Here is a 22,049-nt window from a genome sequence, read left to right on the forward strand (position 1 = left end):
AGCGCGTTTCTGCGACAAAAGCCAGGCGGCTAGTAAATGTTGATGCCCTTCAGCGGAAGCGCATCGCGCAGCAACTGAATGCCGTGCCTGGTATGTTTCGAGCCGTACAAACTCACATTCGTCAGGCGGGGCATTTCATGTAAGTACTGCAGGCCTTCGTCGGTGAACTGCGTTCCTTGGGCGTACAGATACTGTAACTTCTTGAGTTCACCAACCGACTTGAGCGATTCGTCGGTAAGGCTTTTGCAATTCGAGATGTGCAGCACAACCAGGTTCTGCAGTCCGGCAAGATGGCGTATTCCTTGATCGGTAACGGCTGAGCCGGCAATATTCAGTTGTACCAGCGGTTTCATTTGGCCGATGACCTCCAACATGTCGTCAGAGACATCGGCACTTCGTAAGCTCAAGACCTTGAGTTGATCGAGCGAAACGATAGATTTCAACCCTTCCGCGGTGACTTGCTTTGTGCCTGCCAGGTCGAGCCGTTCTAATCCTTCAAGCGACGCGATGCTTTGCAGCAGTTGGTCGTTGCCGAAATAGTCGACCCGCAAAGACGTCAGTTTTTCCAGACGCGATAGCCACTGGAAGTTGATGCCGGCAAGCTGGTCGGTTTCAAAATGGAGCGAGGTCGCATTGCGGCAATACTTGAGATTCTCTAGCTCCTGCGCTGTCAGCGTCCCCATCCAGTCGACCCTCTGGCCGTTCGCGGCATTGCTGAGGCGAATCCAGTTTTTGAGGACGACGATGTTTCTGGGGTACTGCCCATAGGTCAACAGTAGTCCTTCCGGTGTCACGTTCGTCCCATAAAGCTGTAGCGATTTCAGACGCGTTGCGAACGGCGCATTCGCGATCGCGCTGTTCCCCACCGGCACGTCGTTAAGCTCGATGCTTTCCAGGGAATTGGTCGCAATCAGGGCCTGCAATTCGGCGTCGGTCATCAGTGCTTCTCGAACCTCAAGCTCGACCAGCGTGGGATGGCCGAGCAAGTAGCTTGCCCACTGGTGGTAGCTCGGGCGAAAGAGATAGAGTCGATTGAAGCGGAGCTTATCACGCAAAAGGGGAAAGCTTTCAAAACTCAGCTCTTTGGCGAACAGGACTTCGACCGACACGTTGGGGATCGAAGCCAGGTGGCTGATACCGACGTCGGTCAACGCCAAGTCGTATCGCAAGATCTGTAGACGAGGATGGTTTCGCAGGTGAACCAGCCCCTCTTCGTTCATCTTGGTTCGATGAATATCGAGTACTTCCAGTTGCTTCAGCTTGCCGACTCGCTTGAGGGTCTCATTGGTCAGGCGGGTGCTCCACAGCGCGAGCTTGCGAATCTTGGGCAAGTCCTCCAGCACCGCCATGCCCTCGTCGGTAACTCGCGTGCCGGGGATGTATAGTTCTTCCAGGGTGGGCGTCTGACGCAATAGTTGCAGGTGCTCGTCTTTGATACGCTTGTGGTGCCAGTCGACGGCGACGATATTCGAGAAGTAATAGCTGCCAAATAGTTGATGCACCCAGCCGGGCCCCCACGTTCCCCAGCGAACATCCCCTCGGGCCTCGGCAATCTGGGCGGCAACTTCGTGTTGCTCGTCGACCCAGGTCATGTGCCACCGCCACAAGCCAAAGCAACCAGCTGCCAGCGTGCAGAAGATCAGCAGCGAACGCAGTCCGAACTGGCGAAGAAAGCGAGGCATGACGCAAAGCTCGCAGAAGGGGAGAGGAGTGGTTTCCCTTGAACCTAGCAGACCGAATAAGATCACGCAAAGCTTTCAGCGACCGGCCCGCTACGACAGTGCTGGCATCATCAGCGACGCACGATCGATATAGCCCAGTTTCTGCCCCCACTCTTGGACGCTGGCGATCAGCTTGGCGTCGATCAGAGTCGCGCTGCCAGGGTGGGCATCGGGGCAGTGCTCGACAATCATCTGCCGCGCGGCATCTTCATTCATGCCTAGCCCCACCAGGTACAACCACAGAATCGTCGGACTGCGCATCTGCCCGGCAATGCAGTGGAGATAGACCAGCGAACCAGGCACATTCAGCATGCCATACAGCGAACCGACCGCGTCCAAGGCGTCCTGCGTAGGAATCCGCATGAAGTCATCAATCCGCAGATCCTTCACTTCGGCGAAGCCTGAGTTGCGCGTCGAGGCCAGGCTCGGGGCATCACTCACGTTAAGGATATGGGTGTACCCTTTTTCCAACAGGTAAACACATCGCCCAGGAGCCGGAAACCGCCCGATCGCGATTCGCGTGGTCACTGGGTAAACACCTTCCTGCAAGGCTTGGATCATTTCGGGACGCATGGGGTACCTAGGGAATGAAGACGCAGGGAATGGAACCGGATAACTCTTCGTATTCAACTCTTACTGTATTGGTTTACTCACGAACAAGGTCATCTGACGATTCCGCGTCCGCTCGATTGCCAAGATCAATTCATCCAATGGGCCGCCATCGTTTGTCTTGATGATAATCATTTGCCCCGCGGCGAAATGGCGGGGCCAGCTAGGGCTCGAAAAAGTAGGGATCTCCTTCATGAATGTACGAGGGGAGCATTTTATCCAATGCCTGTTCACCCTCCGCAGTGCAGTTTGTTTCGTCCAAACTGACGTAAATCAGATTGGGCATGCCATACAAACACGGTAGCCCTTGGTCCGTAATCGGCACGTTCTTGAATTGCAAACCGGACAGCGAATTTAGCTTGGCGATATGCGGCAGCGCGGCATCATCAAGGGACTCACAATCATAGAGACTCAAGCGTTCTAGGCTCTGAAGCTGGCAAAGATGTGCCATGCCATTGCTGGTGATCTTACTGACGAAAACAGAAAAACGATTGAGGGTACGTATCTCACCAATGCCCTTGAAATGAGCATCGGTGAGCCCTGCATCGTACAGGTCCATGGACTCTAACTGCGGAAGATTCCTTAAATAGGCGATGCCTTGGGGGGTTACTTGCTGTGGGCCAGTGAGTTGAATGTCTTTCAACTTCGAGGCTCGCGAAATGGCCTTCAAGTCTTCATCGGTCAATGGAAACCCGAAAGTCACGCCTTCCAGCAAAGGCATTTCACACAGGAAACTGAGATCGCAACCCTGGTAGCTTTCTCCTTGCACACGAAGATGAATGCATTCTTGGCAATACTCAAGAGCACCGATCTTTTCGATCGGCAGTTCACCTTCCCAATGTAGTTGTCGTCCCGTTTCACCATAGTCCAACAACATGATCGCATTGTCGGACAGCAGAATGTAACCGGCCTTCGTGCCAAGATGTTCGAGCATCTTCTCGTACGAAACACCGGTTCGCATGAGTCCCAACCGCGTCAATTCCGTCCTGCCATGCAAAAATGGCAAAATGGACTCCCCGACAGGAACGTCCGTCAAGTAAAGCATCGTTAGGGGATTTGCCTGAACGATGGCAATCAGTTGCTGGTCGCTAAGGGACGCGTCTGTCAGATCCAACGCTTGGAGATTCGTGCAGACAGCCATCGCCGTCGCCCAGTCGTCGCCGACCGGATGGCTGATGTCGAGTTGGCGAATCTCGGAAAGTTGCTTGAACCTCTTCAAATCGTGAGCCGCAACCTGGTTGACCTTCAGATACTCCATTTTGAGAGAGGGCAACGCCGCCAGTATGTCGATGCCGTCCCTACCGACTGGCTCGCTATGAATGAGCGTCTGCAAGTTGTGCAAACTCTTCAGGTAGGCCAGGCCTTTGTCGGTGATGGCATTTTCCTGGATATCCAGACATTCCAACTGGGTGAGTCCGGCAACGTACCGCAGGTCGTCATCTTTCAAGCGGCTTCCCACGATGGTTAATTGCCGCAGTGACCGTAGCCCTGGCAGCCACGATACCCATTCCTGAGTATTCTCCTTGCCGCGCACCCTGACGGACACGACTTCCGTACTCCAATAACTTCCCAGGTACTTCTCAACCCAGGGTGAACCGCTTGTTTCCCATTCGACCTTAACCCCATGCGAATTTAGATGGTCTGCGATCGTGTGTTGCCGCACGATAGGGAAGACGAAAACGAGCAAGAAGCAAAGCACCATTGCGCCAAGCATAAGTAGCAACATCAACGAGCGAACGGCGAATTTACTCAGCGGACGAGGCATCACTTAACGCTTCGGGGAGAGCACCCTTTGACAAGGCAGACGGACCATACCAGACCATTACAATTTCGGTAAATCCTGCGAATCTTTCCACATTTGGGCAAACCAATCGAGCGATTCCAGTTCGCTGCGTAGTGGTGTGCGGATGAACTCGGGCGCACGGTGGACGTACTCGACCGCTTTCCATTTTCCTACTTCGCACAGCGACTCGATGTGGGCGATGGCCGATGCAGGGGAAAAGTTTTCTCCCCGTTCATTCAGGTCGCGGAAGTTGTTGGGAAGGGCAGTCCAGATAACGGCATCGAAGTCGGTTTGGTCGGCCCATTCGACAATCGCTGGCGGGATAGATGGTAATGAAGGATCGTTGGCAATAGCATGCGGCTGGTAGACGCCCACTTCGGCGAGCGTGGCGTTTTCGCGGATCTGCAGATCCTGGATCGCCAGGGCAGGGGTCTCTCGCTTACTAATCGTATAGGCGACGCGGCACTGGGCTCCGTGCTCTTCTTCCAGCACGAGCGTGAGTGCCCGCTGGCGACTGATGGAGATACGCGAGAACTCCAACTGCAGCAGAGGGCCATCGAAATACCACGCGCCGTGGTGCTGATCGAATTGGGGCCGGTCGTCCCACAGCAAGGAACCCCAGCCGATGATAGCCGTTTTCATCGCGAACCAATACTTCCGATCGCTTTCGACACGTCGTGGCTATCATTCATGTCGTATTCGATGACGATTACCTTGAGGCCAGACAAAACAATCCGTCCGCCCAATGCGGCGAGCACGAGCCTGAAATTCTGCATGGGGAGAATTCTAGTTGGATGAGACGCATGAAAAAAGGCGAGCTACACCAGGGTAGCCCGCCTTCGTAGTCCTTTACAAGACACAATCCTTGATCGAGAAAGCCCCGACTAGTCCCAGTTGAGACCGCTGGAGCTTTGGTATTCGGTAACTCGCGTTTCAAAGAAGTTCTTTTCTTTGGCGAGGTCCATCGTTTCGCTCATCCAGGGGAACGGGTTGTTGGCCTGGTTGAACTGCTTTGGCAGGCCAATACGTTCCAAGCGGCGATCGGCAATGTGATGCACGTAATCGCGGAACAATTCACGATTCAGACCGAGGATGCCGTTAGGCAGGCAGTCGGAAGCATAAGCGATTTCCAGTTCGACCGCTTCGTGAATCAGGTCGATGATCGACTGCTGGAATTCTTCGGTCCAGACGTCGGGGTTCTCTTCTTTAATACCGTTGATCAGGTCGATACCGAAGTTCAAGTGAACCGTTTCATCACGCAGGATGTACTGGAACTGCTCGCCAATCCCGGTCATCAGGTTGCGGCGATGGAACGACAGCACCATCACGAAACCGGTGTAGAAGAAGATGCCTTCCATGATGATGTAGTAGCCGATCAGGTTCTTCAGGAAGGTTTGAATTCCTTCGTACGTGTCGGTCTTGAAGTCCGGGTCGAGCACTTCGCGGGTCAAGTTCATCTCGAACTCGTCCTTCTTGGTGATCGCGGGGACTTCGTGATACATGTTGAAGACTTCGCCTTCGTTCAGGCCCAGGCTTTCCACCACGTATAGGAACGTGTGCGAATGGATCGCTTCTTCAAAGGCCTGACGCAGAAGGTACTGGCGGGCTTCGGCGTTGGTCACGTGCTTGAAGATAGCCAGCACCAGGTTGTTACCAACCAGGCTTTCCGCGGTCGAGAAGAAACCGAGGTTCCGCATGATGACCTTGCGTTCATCTTCGGTCAGCTTGTCGCTGCGCCAGGTTTCAATGTCCTTGGTCATGGGAACTTCGGTTGGCATCCAGTGATTGGCGCAACCGTTGAGGTAATGTTCCCAGGCCCAGTGATACTTCAGCGGCATCAGCTGGTTCACGTCAACCTGGTGGGCGTTGATCAGACGCTTTTCACTCGCGTTAACGCGCTGCGTTCCAGTCATTTCGGTATCGAAGCCGAGGCTTGGAGTAGACATCGTGTTTCTCCGAAGGGAAAGTTGTGCAGGTAAATTGCTTCTTGCAAGGGCGTCGGCCGCAAAGGCCACTGGGCCGACGCATGTTCAACGGGTGCCTCACCGCAATCCGGCAGGCCGGGACAACGCGTGCTTATTGGCACGATTCGCAGTCGCCGTCCAGATTGCAGACCTTGGCTTCCGGTTGTTGTTCGGGAAGCTGATCCAGCTCGGTGGACTGGGCCGCCTTGTCGCGATCGACCTTGATGTTGGCCGAAGCACTCTGGTTCTTCATCCAGCGTGGCTGAATACCGAACTTGTTGACGTCGACGGTCGACTTTTCGACCTGGGTCGCACTGAGCGTTCGCAGGTAGTAGGTCGTCTTGAGCCCCTTGTTCCAAGCCAGGAAGTACATTTCGTGCAGCTTTTTGCCGCTTGGTTCGGACATGTACAAGTTGAGCGATTGCCCCATGTCCAGCCACTTCTGGCGGCGAGCAGCACATTCGATCAGCCACTGCGGAGCGACCTCGAATGCGGTCAGGTACTTCTGCTTGATGTCGTCGGGAATGCGATCGATTTCGAGCAAACCACCGTCGTAGTACTTCAGCGATTCGATCATGTCGGAATCCCACAAGCCCAGGTCCTTCAGATCTTGCACCATGCGGCGGTTGATCTGGGGGAACTCGCCGGAAAGATTGCTCTTCACGAACAGGTTCTTGTAGGTCGGTTCGATCGATTGAGCGACACCGATGATGGTGGAAATGGTTGCCGTCGGAGCGATGGCCATCACGTTGCTGTTACGCATACCGTGCTTGGCGATCGCGTCGCGAACGACTTGCCAGTCGAGCTTCGAGCTGCGATCGATGTCGATCGGCAGGCCACGTTCCTGCTCTAGGATTTCCATCGAATCGATCGGCAGGATGCCGCGATCCCACTTCGAGCCCTGGTAGGTCTGGTAGGTGCCACGTTCTTCGGCCAGGCTGCTGGAAGCGAGCAAGGCGTAGTACGAAATAGCTTCCATGCTCTCGTCGGCGAACTCGACCGCTTCTTCGCTGGCGTAGCCAACACCCAAAGCGTACAAGGCATCTTGGAAGCCCATCAGGCCCAGGCCCACCGGACGATGCTTGCGGTTCGAGTTGCCCGCTTCGTCGGTTGGGTAGTAGTTGATGTCGATCACGTTGTCGAGCATGCGGACCGCGGTGGTGACCGTTTCACGCAGCTTTTCATGGTCGAGCTTGCCATCTTTCACGTGGGCGACCATGTTGATGCTGCCCAGGTTACAAACGGCCGTTTCCTGCTTCGAGGTGTTCAGCAGAATCTCGGTGCAGAGGTTGCTGCTGTGAACCACACCCACGTGGTCTTGAGGGGAACGAACGTTCGACGGATCTTTCCAGGTGATCCAAGGGTGGCCGGTCTCGAACAAGCGAGTCAGCATCTTACGCCACAGTTCCAAAGCGTTGATGCGACGGAACATCCGCATCTTGCCCTGGTCGGCGAGCTCTTCGTAGTGCTCGTAGCGTTCCTGGAACTTCTTGCCGTACAGATCGTGCAGATCGGGGACTTCGTCTGGGCTGAACAGCGTCCACTGGCCGTTTTCGCGAACTCGTTTCATGAACAAGTCGGGAATCCAGTTGGCGGTGTGCATGTCGTGCGTACGACGACGATCGTCACCGGTGTTCTTACGCAGGTCGAGGAATTCCTCGATGTCCAAGTGCCACGATTCGAGGTACGAACAAACGGCACCTTTCCGCTTACCACCTTGGTTGACGGCGATCGCGGTGTCGTTGACGACCTTCAGGAACGGGATGACGCCCTGGCTTTGGCCGTTGGTCCCCTTGATGTGGGCGTTGGTGGCACGAATGTTCGACCAGTCGTTGCCCAAACCGCCGGCCCACTTGCTGAGCATGGCGTTATCGCCCACGACCTTGAAGATGTGCTCGAGGTCGTCCATGACGGTGCTCAAGTAGCACGAGCTCAGCTGTGGATGCAGCGTGCCGGCATTGAACAGCGTTGGCGTGGCCGAAGTGAAGCGGAAGGTCGACAGGATGTTGTAGAACTCGATGGCCCGAGCTTCTTTGTCGGTTTCGTTCCAGGCCAGGCCCATCGCGACACGCATCCAGAAGTACTGAGGCGTTTCGATGCGGCGACCTTCGACGTGCAGCAGGTAACGATCGTAAATCGTCTGCAAACCGAGGTAGGGGAACGCAGCGTCACGTTCAGGACGTAAAGCGGCGGCGATCTTGGTCAGGTCGAACTCACGCAGCTTTTCCGACAGACGCTTGGCTTCGATACCAACGTTGATGTAGTCCTCGAACTGACGCTGGCAAACTTCGGCCAGATCTTCGTTCGGGTGAATATGACCCAACGCTTCGTTGTAGATCACCATCAGCATCAGGCGAGCCGCGACGGTATCGTAATCTGGGTCGCGTTCGATGCGGCTACGCGAAGCCAGGATCATGGCTCGGTAGATTTCTTGGGGCGTGATGCCGTCGTACAGCGTGCGGTAGGTCTCTTCGACCAGTTCTTCGGCCGAGCAGTTTTGCTCCAAGCCACGCACGGCCGAGTAGATCCGGCGACGCATGCGAGTCGCGTCGAACGGCTGCTTCTCGCCGGTTTCCATCTTCACGTGAATACGTGGAGCTTGCAGCGAACCATCCGATTCGGCAGCACGCAGAGCACGCAGCTTGGCATGCTGTTCACGATAAAGGATGTAGCGGCGGGCAACCGAGAAGTGCCCGTGACGCATCAACTGAATTTCGACGGCGTCCTGAATCGTTTCCACGTCCACGCCATCGCGGCTGAACGGACGATTCTCGATCTGGTTGACCACGTTCGTCGTGATTTCCGAGATCTGCTGCTGCAAAGCCGCTTCGATGGGCTGGCCATCGGCGATCCCAATTTCCGCACGGAAGGCACGTTCGATCGCTTGTTCGACGCGGGCCGATTCGAAGGAAGTAATTCGGCCATCCCGCTTGCGGACGTCCAAAGATACCTGGGTCGTCACTGTCGTCATGACATCGTCTCCTACAGGTTGCTGATTACCAGCCGGTTTCATGCCGGCCGGGTTCTTCTTTGATTCCATTGCCGTCGCCTTAATTCAGCCTTGAAAACAAACCTTGTATGACCTCACTCCTGTGGGTGACAACGTTCGAAAATTGACAGCATCAAGCGCAAGCAAGCCGTGTAGGTTTTGCCTGGTCGTCCATGACAATGTTCAGACGAGAACTTGAGACTCCTAATCTTCTCATCCCCTAACAATAGGGGAACTGCCACCCGCTCAGCTTGGCTGCTATATGCCGCGCTACCTCGTGGGCACCACTACAAGATATTGTATCGCTGGCTAGCCAAGGCACAATATCCTGGGTCGCTAAAAATGAGTTATCGCCAGATGTTGGGGGCGAATTGAATCATTCTCAGTGACGGGAGCCCAATATATCGTGGTAGCAGATCGCGTCAACCACATTATCTTCACATGCTCTAAATCGTTGCTAGCCAATAGGTAAGGCCAACATCCGACATATCTTTCCACACACAAGTCGCTAGCAAATTAGTGCTATCTACGACGAGGGGACGATGCTACAAGGGCGGATTCTTGCACTCCAAGTGCCTGAAAACACGACACTTAGACATTTCAGCCTCGCGACAGCACTAGATCTTGTGCCTGCAGAGACAAACACAGCAAGCCGAACCAAAAATTTTTGGACTTTATCAACCTCTCATTTGGGCTTCATCCCATCTGCACAAGATAGCGAAGGTTCGTGACACGTTTGGTCACGGGGTTGAGACCGATTTCGAACTTAAACCGAACGACGATCGCCGTTATGATTAAGTGATAGCACCTGCCTCCGAACCCTTCCTTTTTCCCACCTGCTGTTTCTATGCGCTTCGACTTCGCACTTGCGCGAAAAGGTCTTCTCGTGGCTGTAGGCCATCTGCTGGTCCTGCTCCCTGGTATCTGCTGGGCATTGGAGCCGGAATCCCCAGACCACTTCGAGAAGAAGATTCGACCGGCTCTCGAAACGTACTGTGCTGCGTGCCATGACCCGGAAGACGCGGACAATCACATCAAGTTTCTCCAAGCCAAGACGGCGGCTGATATTCAGCACCTGCGTGGCATCTGGGGAAGCACCGCCGCGCAGCTTCGTAACCGCACGATGCCTCCGCCAGACGAAGATCAGCCCAGCGAACACGAACGTCTGGAACTGGCCCAGTGGATTGACGACTACTTACGAGCTACCGCTTGCGAACTGGGCTCCTATGCCGGCAACGTGACGACGCGCCGCCTGAATCGTTTAGAGTACGAAAACACCATTCGCGACCTGGTCGGTCCAGAGCTTGGCTATCACGAGACCTTTCCGACCGATGGTGGTGGGGGCGAAGGTTTCAACAACAACGGTGAGACCCTCTTTCTTCCGCCAATGTTGATGGAACGGTACGTCGAAGCGGCGCAAGAGATCCTCGACGCCGCGATCGCCACCCCAGCTTTGCGGGAAGAATTCTCCGGCGATCGACTCATTCCTACCGACGGTGCGCAGTCCAATGGTGCTCGCCAGCTACAGCCAGGACAAGACTTGACCGCTGGCACCGTGATTTATGTGAGCGGCGATTACGAAGTCGCGATCGACATCCGTAACACCGCGAAGCAAGACCTGAAGCTCGTCTTGAAACTGGATGGCCTGCCGGCCGATCGATTCAAGCTCGACTCGAAGTACGAAGAGCAATCGTTCAGCACCACGGTCCGCTTGAATCGTGGCTTTCATGCCATCGCGATTCACAATCCCCAAGAACAGCCTGGCATCGAACTGCTTCGCTTGAAGGTCAAAGAACTGGGCATCAAACGTCCGGCCGATGCCCAGAAGTTTCACGACCGAATCTTTCAGGCCCAAGAGGGCAAGTACGCCCAAGACCGAGCCGCAGCCACCCAGTTGATCCATAGCTTCGCTGCCAAGGCGTTTCGTCGCCCCGTGACGGATGAAGAGCTGAAGCCATTCTTCGCGTTGTACGACCGAGCGGTGAGCCGAAAAGATCCGTACGAGGAATGCGTCAAACTGGCTCTCAAGGGCATTCTGGTTTCACCTCACTTCCTGTTCCGCATCGAAGGCACTCCTACCTCGGCCGAACTTCAACGCATCGACGACTACGAACTCGCTACGCGGCTTTCCTACTTCCTGTGGTCGAGCATGCCGGACCAGCGTTTGTTTGACCTGGCCAAAGAAGGAAAGCTGCACCAGACGCACGTTCTCAAGGCGGAAGTGCAGCGGATGATCAAGGACCCCAAGGCTGACATCTTCTTCAATACGTTCACGGGGCAGTGGCTGGGCACGAAGGAAGTCGGGGGGAGCGTCTCTCCGATCAACGGCGAATACCGCGACATCTACTCCAGCGAGTTGGCAGCCGACTTTCGTGAAGAAGCCATTCAACTGACCACTTACATTGCCCGGGAAAACCGCTCGATCCTCGACTTTCTCGACTGTGACTACAGCTTCCTCAACGATCGCTTGGCCAAGCATTACGATCTTCCTGTGGTCAAAGGTCGTGAGCTTCGCAAGGTGGAAGTCACCAACGGCCAGCGCGGTGGCCTATTGGGTCTAGGCGGCGTCCACATGGTGACCTCTTACCCGCAGCGTTCAAGCCCAGTCTTACGCGGTGCATGGGTCCTGGAAACGCTCTTGGGAACCCCAGTCCCTAGTCCGCCGGCAGACGTTCCTGCATTGCCGAAAAAGGTGAACGAGAAAGACCCCAAGACCTTCCGCGAGAAATTGGAAAAGCATCGCGACAACCCTTCCTGTGCGGCCTGTCACGACTTGATCGACCCGATCGGTTTCGGCCTGGATAATTACGATTTACTGGGCCGTTGGCGCGACAAGACCGAGAACGGCAAGCCGCTCGATGCCACGGGGACTCTCCCCTCCGGAGAGAAGTTTGCCGGCCCAGCGGAACTGAAGAAGATTCTGCTGGAAAGAAAGCAGGAATTCGCTCGTCATTTCAGCCGAAAAGTCTTAGGTTATGCTTTAGGACGAAGCCTGGAAGACCCTGATAGCTGTACGATTGAATCGCTGGTCACTTCGCTCGAAGAGCATGACTACCGCTTTCAAACGTTGATCGAAGAAATTGTGATCAGCACGCCGTTCGGTTATCGCCAACTTGCCCCAACACCTGCCCCCGAAGCCCACTAAGTTCCCCCATACGACACTGCCCGACGAAGGAGACAAAGATGCCTCAGCCCATTTCAAGACGGACGCTGCTCAAGGGTACCGGCGCGGCATTAGCCCTTCCTTGGCTCGAATCGATGAGCCATCGTAGCTTCGGAGCGGAAACTCTGAGCGAGCCGCCCAAACGCGTGGCATTTCTCTTCGTTCCCAACGGGGTTCGCAGCGACCAGTGGAACCCGCCCGCAACGGAAGACGGCAGCTTCGAGCTGACCCCCATGCTGCAGCCGCTGAAGGATGTCAAAGAAGAGATCACGCTGCTGGAGAACCTGTGGCACAAGAACACGGTCGGTCGTAACGGTCATTGGCCCAAGGTACCGGCGTGGCTCTCAGGCGGGTTCGTCGAACGCACTTCCGGGCGCGACATTAACACCGGGGGGATCTCGGTCGACCAGGTTCTGGCCAGCAAGATTGGCGATCGGACGCCGCTTCCTTCGTTGGAACTGGGGGTCGATGCCGCTTACACGGGCGTCGATAACGTCGGGGGTGGTTTTACCCGCATCTATGGTTCGCACATTGCCTGGCGAGATCCTCATACGCCGGTTCCGAAAGAGATCGTCCCGCGTCTGGCGTTCGATCGTTTGTTCCGCACGACCACGGCTGGCCCGGTTGTCTCTGGATTTAATCCTAATCAAAAGGCCGTGGCCGACTCACTCGCGCGCGACGATGCGAGCGTGCTGGACCTGGTGATGGAAGACGCCAAATCGCTTCGCGGCAAAGTCGGAGAAGGGGACCGCGCGAAGCTGGATGAATACCTCGAATCGGTGCGCAGTGTCGAGAAACGTATCGAGGGTTCGCTCAAACCCCAGAAGCGCTGGATCAACGAGGGACGTTTCGACCTGCCACGTCCCGGGCCAGGCATCCCGGAGAGCCACGAAGAACACGTACGTCTGATGCTCGATATCATGGTCCTGGCTTTCTGGACCGATACCACGCGTATCTCGACGTTCATGCTTGGCAACGCCCAAACCGGCCGTAATTTCAGCTTCCTCGACGGCGTGCGAGGGTCGTTCCACGGTCTGTCGCACCATCGCAACGAGCAGAAAGAACGGGAGCAATACGAGAAGATCGTGCTGTGGCACCTGACCCAGTATGCCTACCTGATCGATAAAATGCGCAGCCTCGACGAAGGAGGCCGGTCGCTGCTGGACAATAGCCTGGTGATGTACGGCTCGAGTATCAAAGATGGCAATTCCCATACGGAAAAGGACCTTCCGCTGATCCTGGCAGGCAAGGGGGGCGGCAGTTTCAAAACCAACCGCCGCATTTCCGCCCCGAAAGAGACGCCGCTGTGCAACATGTACGTCTCGCTGCTGCGTCACATGGGAGTGGAAGCCGAAAGCTTTGGCGATAGTACCGGCCACCTGGAAGGCTGGAGCTAGCACGGCATTCCTGGTTGCTTCGATTGCGACAAATTTGCCAGTCGCCCGAGAACGATTCATCGGTAGTCTTCGGACAGTCGATTTCAGATAAAGGGGCACTTTCGTGGGGGCCCTTAGCGTGATTTCGGCTTGTGCAGGACTAACACCCATGGCTCGTTTGTGGATACTCTGGACCTTCGTGGCAATCGTCGTGGTTGCTCCTCGCGTTGGCCATGCGCAGTTCCCCATGGAAAGCATCGCCGAAGACGCCTTCGAAGAATTTGAATTCGAGGATGAAGGGGAAGAGGACGAGATCGAAACCGATCGCGACTCGTTCACCCCATCCACATCGGTCGTGGGAACAGGGCGTTTCGTCTTTGAATCGGCCTATTCGATTGTCGATAACCGTGGCGTCCCCGAGACCCACAGCTACCCCGAAATCATCACGCGTTACGGCATTTCCGAAAACATCGAACTACGCCTGGGTTGGAACTACGAAGTCGGGGGAGCCGGCAATCCGATTTCGGGTAACGTTCCTGATCAGTTTGACGACGGTGGCGAACTCGAGCGAGAAAGCAAGTTGCTTTACGGGGCCAAGTTCCTTCTGACCGAGCAGTGCGGCTGGACGCCTGAGGGTTCGTTGATTGTCCAGGGCTTTACCCCAACCAGCGGCGAAGCGAATGACAGCAATGTTTCGATGGCTTATGTCGGCGGCTGGAAGCTGGCCAACAACTGGGTCTGGGACTCGGCCATCCGTTACAGTACCAGTAGCGAAGAACACGACCACTTCAACGTTTGGGCCCCCTCGACGGTCCTCAAAGTCCCTTTCTGCGAGCGATGGAAAGGGCACGTCGAATACTTTGGTATCTTCACTGAAGGGCGCGAACAGGAAAGTACGCAACACTTCATCAGCCCCGGCGTGCACTACTTGATTAACCCCGACTTCGAAATCGGCGTCCGCGTCGGCTGGGGCCTCAACGACCAATCGCCCAACTTCTTCACCAATGTGGGTGTGGGCCTGCGTTATTAGTCGAGCAGCAGTTCCAGTTCGGAATCTTCTCGTTCGTCGAACAGGTCATCGACGTCACATGCGTATTGGTCCTCGTCGACGTCTGTAGGCATCGATGTCTCATTGAGATCACCCAACTGACGCTGCCAGTCGTCTTCAGTAATGCCATAGGGCAGGGGGCCTACCGGCAATATCAAGCGGCTTAATGCCTGCTCCGCTGTCGAGGATGCCCAGCCCGATACGATGGGAATTTGCGTTTGCAGAAACGACGACTCATATGAGGCAGCAATGCGGACGGGCTCGCCTTCTAATGCACTATTTGTAATCGCAGATGCCACCGGCACGGCAACAGGAACTCCGCGAATACCCTCCTCAGTTGTTACAAAAACGACTGAGCCATCCCTTGAAATCGATAAATCGACATAGCCGGACAGGTTTTCTCCGATTGGATACGTGCCCATTGCCACTCGATTGATTGGATCAAAGGCAACGATCACGTCGTTGCGTACGTCGGCGACATACAGAATATCCTGTGTGGGGTCGAAAACATAACCGGCTTGGTTCTCCAGTCGAATCACCCCGTCAAACGCGAAATCGAGCCCCGAACGTATCTCGAACTGAAAGGCCGCGATGGTTCCGTCACGGTTGACGGCGGCCGGTTTTCCGCCTCCGTTAGCATTTGCCGTCAGGTTACTAGAGAATTCCTCGGTCGTGGCATCGTACGTGAATACCTTATCGGAACTGTTTCGATCTTCACCGAAAAGCAGTACACTTCGATCCGCACTTCGAACAATCTCGGTTTCACGGTAGGCACGCTGATGGTTGATTATTTCACCAGTGGCGAAATCAATCTCATATATGGCCGCCCCAGTGCTACCCAGTGTCGTGAAGAATACATCTCCATTCATCGCAACCGATAAGCTGAATACGCCCCTTCCACTGGAACCTAAATCGTAGGCAAACCGCGTCCTGGACCCGTCAGCGAGATCGATCTTCCAAACAAAGCCTTGGCCTAACTCCGTTAGTGCGTCTCCGACATAAACGAACGCACCATCAGGGGACGTATCGAGACCACTAGGACGCTGAGCTACGTTTTCAAAGCTACCTAGTCGCTTATTTGCCTGGGCGTCCCACAGGTGCAAGGAACCATCCAGCGTGGTCACGTAGAGGATTCCAGAAACCGGGTCGACCATCTGATCTTGAATATCAGTAAACTGCAGTAAGAACCCACTTATATTTGGGTCAATGGTTTCCCAAGTTATGGCCACATCCCAAATGAATGGGTACGCCGAGAGATTCTCGATTCCCGCCCCTTCGGCAACGAGCATGAACTCGTATGTACCGATGCTGCCAGTCACTCCGCTGAGGCCTTCCACAATCCAGGTCAGTCCGCCGTCGGTTGTGCTAACCGTTTCGGAACCGGTGAGCAAGTTTGCTCCACCGTCGCGTGTGAGCCGGAAGTCGTCGGCTGTGACACCGGTAACAACCTGATCAAAACGAACCGTGATCGCCTCCACCTCGTCATGTCGCTCGACGGGCAAAACATCCTCGATGACGGCGAAAGGTGGAACAGCGTCTCCTTCCGGTACGGGAAAGTTCACTTGCCACACGCCATAGTAATTCACGACGAATACGATACTGCCATCCCCATTGACCGACAATTCGGAACTGACCGGCACCTGTTCACCGATTGGTCGTCGTGTGAACTCTGTGAGTGTAATCGGATCGTAGCTGACGATATCCAGAGAACGGAAGTCAACGACGTACAGGATATTACGAATCGGATCGAACGCCAGATTTGCGACATTAGGTACCCCGGTCGATACAACCGAAAGGTCACTTTCGTTCAAAACCGAATCAAAAAAAGCGATCAGGGTTCCATCATGATTCACCGCTGCGGAAAGCCCACCTACAAACCGGTTGGTGTTCACCGAAGAAGAGAAGGCTTGGCCTACTGCGTCGTAAGTGAAAATCGGACCGTCCGAACTATCCGCCTCCTGAAAGAAAAGCAACGTTCCGTCAGCATTTCGGTCGATGCTGGTACTCTGCCGAACATCCTTTACCTTCGTGATCAGATTGGTAGTAATATCAATCGTGCGTAGTGGATTCCACCCAGAGCCGGCGAAGGTAGTGGTAAAAAATACCTGGTTGTCGGCAGAGATCGCAACGTCGTACACCCCTTCTTCCAGCGAACTATCCAAATGGTACCTGATCGCTGTCTTGCTCCCGTCGGTCAGATCGACTTTCCAGACGGTACCGGAGTTACCTCGAATGAACCTCTCACCGATATACGCGTATTGGCCATCCAACGTGACATCTAATCCACGGGGACTCTCAGCAATGTCGACGAACGTTTCCAGTGCCGTCTGAGATACCGGGTCCCAGCGCAGCAGCGATCCGTCATTGGTGGTGAGGTAGAACAGTCCGCTCGCTGGATCAAAGTGGTGATCGGCTATGTCAGTAAATGGCAAATACAAGCCGCCCATGTCAGGCGTAATCACCTTCCACTCCGTAATGACATCCCAAAACAGGTGATTTCCGGCCTCATCGAAAATGTCAGAACCGCTGGCAACGATTTGCAGTTGGTAGTCACCCACCGCATCGGTGAAACGTGCCAGTCCATCGATACTCCACGTTAAGCCGCCGTCGGCAGAGGCAATACTTACCGAGTCATCCAATGCGATTGGCACACCGCCCAGCGTCAGCCGAAGATCATCCCAAGTCACTCCGCTGACCACTTCATTGAACGCAACGAAAACGGTACCGACGCCGTCGTACCGTTCGCGGGGAAGCACGCCTACAAACTCACCGACCGCAGGCACGAGATCTCCGAGCGGCACCGAAATGGGGACTTGTCGCAATCTGTGCTCATTAATAACAAAGATCAGACTACCGTCTTCATTGATGCCAATTTGAAATTCCGATTTATAAGTATCGCGAGTGACGTTTTCCCCAATCGCAAAGCTCATAATCGGATAATTCGAAGCCGCGTCGTAGGCAACGATTTCGTCGGTTTCAAAATCGACCGCGTAGTAGATGTCTCGAGTCGGATCGGAAACACCGTAGGCCGACTCCCCAATCGCCAAATCGTGGTTTGGGTTTTCAATAAACACACGTTGACCAACATCGTAGGTAATGGTTGGCGCGGCCCCTTTGTCCGTTGAGAAAAAGTAAATCGTACTACGATCATGATTACGTGTAACAAGATGCTTGTTGTCCACCAGAAACTTCGGTGTAAAGCTTACGAGCCCATTATCAACGAAGCCCACTTTCGTAAGGCCAGATCCATAAAAATAGACCGTGAACACGACACGCCCGTCAGCACCAACGGCCAGGTCGAAGACTCCCTTATCAACTCGTTCGTTATCGAATGAATAGGAAGTCTTGCTGCCATCTTCTAAATCAATCTTATAGATGAATCCCGTAAGATTACCGATCTGCCCTTCACCCACGTAGGCAAAACGTCCATCCGGCGTGGTATCGAGTCCCGCCGGAAGTGCGGCAACATTCTTAATGCTCGACAAGAACTTTTGCTTGGACACATCCCATCGATGCAACGTTCCGTCCTCGGTTGTGATGTAGAGGACTCCACTGGTCTCGTCAAAATGCTGATCACGTACTCCGACTAAGGAAAATGGCAAATTGCCAGGTGAATCGGTAGCGTGGGTCCAGACCTGGTGCAGGTCAGTGGCAAGCTGATTGCCGCCCCGGTCGGTAATATTGGCACCAATTGCGGTGAGATGAAGAACGTAGCTGCCCGGAGCGGACATGGCGTCGTAGGTGCCCAACAAAATCCATGTCCGTCCACCATCGATCGTGAACAACTTTTCGTGGCCGGTAATCAGATTATCGCCACCATTCTGAGTAAGCGTCAGATCATCGAGCGTCACCCCCTTTACCGGCTCGTCGAACTGAATCGTAATCCAGGGTGGCACATCCTCCGAGGCACCTTCCAAGATATGACCGGTGGGGGACAAGAGATCGTCCAGGCTCGCTCCCGGTACGGTTGTTACCAACTGACGAACATCCGTCTCAGTGCTAACAAACAAGTACCGTGAATCACTGGACAACGACACTTTCACATCGACCGTGACGTCTGCCCCGATAGGAATGCGCCGAAGAATTTCGAGGCTATTTCCATTCATCACCAGAACTTCATCCGTCTCAACATCCACCGCATAAAGCAGAGGCCGGTGATTGTCGAAAATGGGCGCGTAAACATAACTACGCCCGATCCGCTCTCTTTGTAAATCGCTCGCATGAAGAGCGTGGTAGATAAAGAACCTGCCATCCAGCGGACTTATCGCCATGTGGTCAGTGCGAATGAAGTCGAAATTATCAAAATCACTGACAATCGGGACAAAGCTGCTAGAAGTCGCGTCGTACGAAGTCTCAGCTCCATTACTCTCTTGGAAAAAGATCAGCGAATGATCGTACGTACGAGTGACCCCGCTTTCTGCCAAAACCCTCATCATCTTAGTGGTTGAGTTCGTTTGATAATCGATGACCCGAATTGGGTTAATGTGCGTTGGATATGCGCTGGTCGTTACAAATATTTTGCCATCGGCCGCCATGGCAATGTCTTGAACTCCTAACTCTCCAGAGTCCAAGCTAAACGCCCAGCGTGTCTTCGTGCCATCGGCTAAATTGACCAACCAGAGAATTGCTTGACGCCCTTCATCGACTCCTTCTCCAACGATCGCAAACTCGCCCCCTGGCACGATCTCCAGGGCACTTGGCGATCCGGCGATATCCTCGTAGCGATCAAGAAGCGTTTGGTTCTCGTAATCCCATCGCTCCAAGTGTCCGCTGCTGGTCAAGACGTAAAGTATTCCATTGACTGGGTCGACGACCTGGTCCACCGTACCTGTGATCGGGATCACACTACTGGGCAATGCCGTTGCTGGATCGGCAGAGTAAATCGGAGTCGTTAGCCCTGGCATATCGACGCCGAAGTCACTGCCGATCTTCTCGCCGTAGGCGTCTAGCATCAGTACAAAGTCAGCCAGTCCGACTCGACCGTCTCGGTTGAAGTCGAATTGAATCGCATCCCAATTGACCGAATATTGAAGCCCATCGTTCTTCTTGCCATAACTCTGAATGAACCTGGCGAAGTCGACGAGCCCCACGCGTCCATCATCGTTGGCATCAAACACGACCGGAGCGATCTGGCTGGCAACGTAGGGCTCAATCACGGCAAGCTTACTACCGATGAAAACAGCTTCGGTGACACGAAATAATGGGTCGGTATGAGGCCCGGCGTATTCAGGATTTTGTTCGCTGGGAAGCCCGCCGCTCGACTCGGCAGGCAGCGGATAAACGAAACTGGCGATCAGTACCTTATCGCCCAATAGGTAAGAACTCAGATCGAGATCGTGGATTTGAGCGAAGGTCGAGTGCCATCCATAGAGCGTTTCGTGCTCGATGGTCATGTCGCTGCCCAGCGTGGCGTTCGCGGTAGGCTGCTCGAAATAGCTGTCCAGGGCTTGAAAGCGAATGCCGAAATCAAACGGTTCATCCGGTGTATCGTTGCCGACGGTGTACCAGATCTCCAGCGCAGCCGGTTCCCATTCGTGCAGGGTATCTGGCGGCGACAAGACATGCTCTACCGTTCCCACCGGCTTGATGGATGTGACATCGGAAACAGTCGCCGCGATCGAACTGTTGCCATGGCGGACGCTCACCTGAAAACTGCTGACGACAGATTCTCCCAGCGAGTCCGTCCCGCGCAGCGTGACAACTGACGTGCCCAGCGTCCCAGAGAACTCAAGCAGTAGTTGCTCTCCCGAAACAAACGGCGTGACGACGTCGGGATTGGTAAACGAATCGAGCGAGATCATCACATCGTCGTCATCGACGAACAAATGCTGCAAGTCGATTAACCGAGGCATTGAGCTCGAATTGACGACCATATCGTACAACGGCGTACCCACCGTCGGTGGACTATTCTCTACCACCGGATCGCCGGAGAGCATGCGGCGACATTCCAAATGCTGAACGTGATGCAGGTACGATCCTGCCAATTGGGATGCTCGACCGGTACGTTTTTTCCGCTGGTTGCTTCGCCAGAAGGTGCTCATACTACGCAAGAATCTTTCTACGGCAGAGGGAAGGGAAGCCCTCTATCACTTCAGCATCGAGACGAGACAAGGTCGCCAACGCTTGCCCAACCGTCCAGGAAGATGACATACCGGGGCAAACCGAAGCCAAGACACACCCTACCGGCAAGGCGGACTGCATATCCCCTAACAGAGAGGCATGCAGCGATCTTAAAAGCCATGAAGGCACGGGTCAATGCAAGAGTTGGAGGGACGTGGCAAACATCACAAATACTTATTGTGCCGTAAAGTACGACCTGCGGCTAAGACTCGCCACGGCCACCGACTTGCTGCGAAGTGGCTTGGTGCTTCTCGGCGTGCTCATTTGGCTTGGGCAGCCCCTTGTGCGGCTGATCAACCCGTGTCTGCCTGCCAGACGGAGCGGGCAAGCCCCAGGCATCGCGGAAGAACATGGCAATCGAATCGGCGGCCTCTTGCGGGTATGCCATGAAGAGATCGTGCCCGCCAGGCATCTTGCCCATCGTTAGCCATTGGCCCCCATTGGGATGCTGTTCACCGGCTCGATACAGCTTCAAGGTCCGCGGGTACTCAGACGGATTGAAGATGTAGTCGGAATCGCTGGTAACCAGCATATTCTTCTGTTCGTTATGCCGGATAGGAAAGACTCGAATGAAGCGAAACGTCAATTGCAGGTACGCATAAAAAGGAGAATGCTTCAAGTTCTTCTGGCACGCGTGGACAAGCTCCAGCGGTGCCTCCTCATCGAAGAATAGCTTACGAACGTCTTCCTCTGTTTGTGCCAACGACAGAACACTTCGCATCAAGACGGCCCACAACAGATCCCCAGGCCGGGCAAACAGCAGACGCGTAAAGATCGGCCAGGCTCCCAGCACAGGTATGGGTGCTAGGAATACCGTTGGCAGGCGCATCGCCTGGTTCTCGGCGCGTCCCTGCATCTTCTCCCCAATCGCGGCTCCCATCGAATGGTAGATAAAACCACCGATCGACTTTCCCTGCTGCTCTTCGATCCGTCGACAGGCCGCAGCCATCCCCGTCGCATACGAGCCCAGCCCGATCCAGTTGCGAAAGGAAGCCGATTCCGACTGCTGGTCAATCATCGCGACATGAAAACCCAATGCGTTCAGTTCGGCGATGAAAGATCGAAAATGCTCTCGCGTGTGAAGGATCCCATGATGCACGACCAGAATCCTATCGCTCACGGGGCAGATCGACTCGTGAAATGAGTAGGTAACGCTCAACCGTGTGCCAGCATCGACCGGTACGGATTGATGAGGCAAACTCGACGTATTCTCAGACATGCCTGGCTCCACTTTCACTCGTCGAGAAATGGAATCTTGACCTCCCTGCAGCCTACA

12 protein-coding genes are annotated in these 22,049 nt (G+C 54.7%); 3 read left to right on the top strand and 9 right to left on the bottom strand.

Annotated elements, in window-relative coordinates:
- Positions 1–29: 29 nt before the first annotated feature.
- From C5Y96_RS11610 to C5Y96_RS11635, 7 genes are all read right to left on the bottom strand, one after another.
- Entirely contained in the window at positions 30–1,682 is a 1,653-nt protein-coding gene (locus tag C5Y96_RS11610) for a leucine-rich repeat domain-containing protein (RefSeq protein WP_105353275.1), read from the bottom strand.
- A gap of 90 nt (positions 1,683–1,772) precedes the next feature.
- The gene (locus tag C5Y96_RS11615) at positions 1,773–2,294 is read right to left on the bottom strand and encodes a hypothetical protein (RefSeq protein WP_105353277.1); all 522 of its coding nucleotides are present in this window, start codon (positions 2,292–2,294) and stop codon (positions 1,773–1,775) included.
- A gap of 199 nt (positions 2,295–2,493) precedes the next feature.
- Positions 2,494–4,095, bottom strand: a complete 1,602-nt coding sequence (locus C5Y96_RS11620; protein ID WP_105353279.1) for a hypothetical protein — start codon at positions 4,093–4,095, stop codon at positions 2,494–2,496.
- A 57-nt stretch (positions 4,096–4,152) separates the two neighbouring features.
- Positions 4,153–4,755 (bottom strand): hypothetical protein, encoded by a 603-nt coding sequence (locus C5Y96_RS11625; RefSeq protein WP_105353281.1) that lies wholly within the window; start codon positions 4,753–4,755, stop codon positions 4,153–4,155.
- A complete protein-coding gene (locus tag C5Y96_RS27345; protein ID WP_158261190.1) occupies positions 4,752–4,889 on the bottom strand; it encodes a hypothetical protein in 138 nt (45 codons plus the stop codon). The genes C5Y96_RS11625 and C5Y96_RS27345 overlap by 4 nt, the downstream gene beginning before the upstream one ends.
- A 108-nt stretch (positions 4,890–4,997) precedes the next feature.
- Positions 4,998–6,059, bottom strand: a complete 1,062-nt coding sequence (locus C5Y96_RS11630) for a ribonucleotide-diphosphate reductase subunit beta (protein ID WP_105353283.1) — start codon at positions 6,057–6,059, stop codon at positions 4,998–5,000.
- A 130-nt stretch (positions 6,060–6,189) separates the two neighbouring features.
- Positions 6,190–9,117: a ribonucleoside-diphosphate reductase subunit alpha gene (locus C5Y96_RS11635; RefSeq protein ID WP_105353286.1), complete on the bottom strand. Its 2,928-nt coding sequence runs from the start codon at positions 9,115–9,117 to the stop codon at positions 6,190–6,192.
- Positions 9,118–9,952: 835 nt separating this feature from the next.
- Between C5Y96_RS11635 and C5Y96_RS11640 the strand changes: the two genes are divergently transcribed.
- The 3 genes from C5Y96_RS11640 (at position 9,953) to C5Y96_RS11650 (ending at position 14,635) form a co-directional block, all read left to right on the top strand.
- The gene (locus tag C5Y96_RS11640; protein WP_158261191.1) at positions 9,953–12,211 is read left to right on the top strand and encodes a DUF1592 domain-containing protein; all 2,259 of its coding nucleotides are present in this window, start codon (positions 9,953–9,955) and stop codon (positions 12,209–12,211) included.
- Positions 12,212–12,249: 38 nt separating this feature from the next.
- A complete protein-coding gene (locus C5Y96_RS11645) occupies positions 12,250–13,626 on the top strand; it encodes a DUF1552 domain-containing protein (protein WP_105353290.1) in 1,377 nt (458 codons plus the stop codon).
- Between the two features lie 148 nt (positions 13,627–13,774).
- Positions 13,775–14,635 (top strand): transporter, encoded by an 861-nt coding sequence (locus C5Y96_RS11650; protein WP_105353292.1) that lies wholly within the window; start codon positions 13,775–13,777, stop codon positions 14,633–14,635.
- Here C5Y96_RS11650 and C5Y96_RS11655 read toward each other — a convergent pair.
- Positions 14,632–20,694 carry a hypothetical protein gene (locus tag C5Y96_RS11655; protein ID WP_146115631.1) on the bottom strand — a complete coding sequence of 2,021 codons (6,063 nt, stop codon included), beginning with the start codon at positions 20,692–20,694 and terminating at the stop codon, positions 14,632–14,634. The two genes, C5Y96_RS11650 and C5Y96_RS11655, sit on opposite strands and share 4 nt — an antisense overlap.
- 281 nt (positions 20,695–20,975) lie before the next feature.
- A complete protein-coding gene (locus C5Y96_RS11660) occupies positions 20,976–21,992 on the bottom strand; it encodes an alpha/beta hydrolase (protein WP_105353304.1) in 1,017 nt (338 codons plus the stop codon).
- Between the last annotated feature and the right edge of the window lie 57 nt (positions 21,993–22,049).

Origin of the sequence: Blastopirellula marina (assembly GCF_002967715.1) — a bacterium.
Classification (GTDB): Bacteria; Planctomycetota; Planctomycetia; order Pirellulales; family Pirellulaceae; genus Bremerella; species Bremerella marina_B.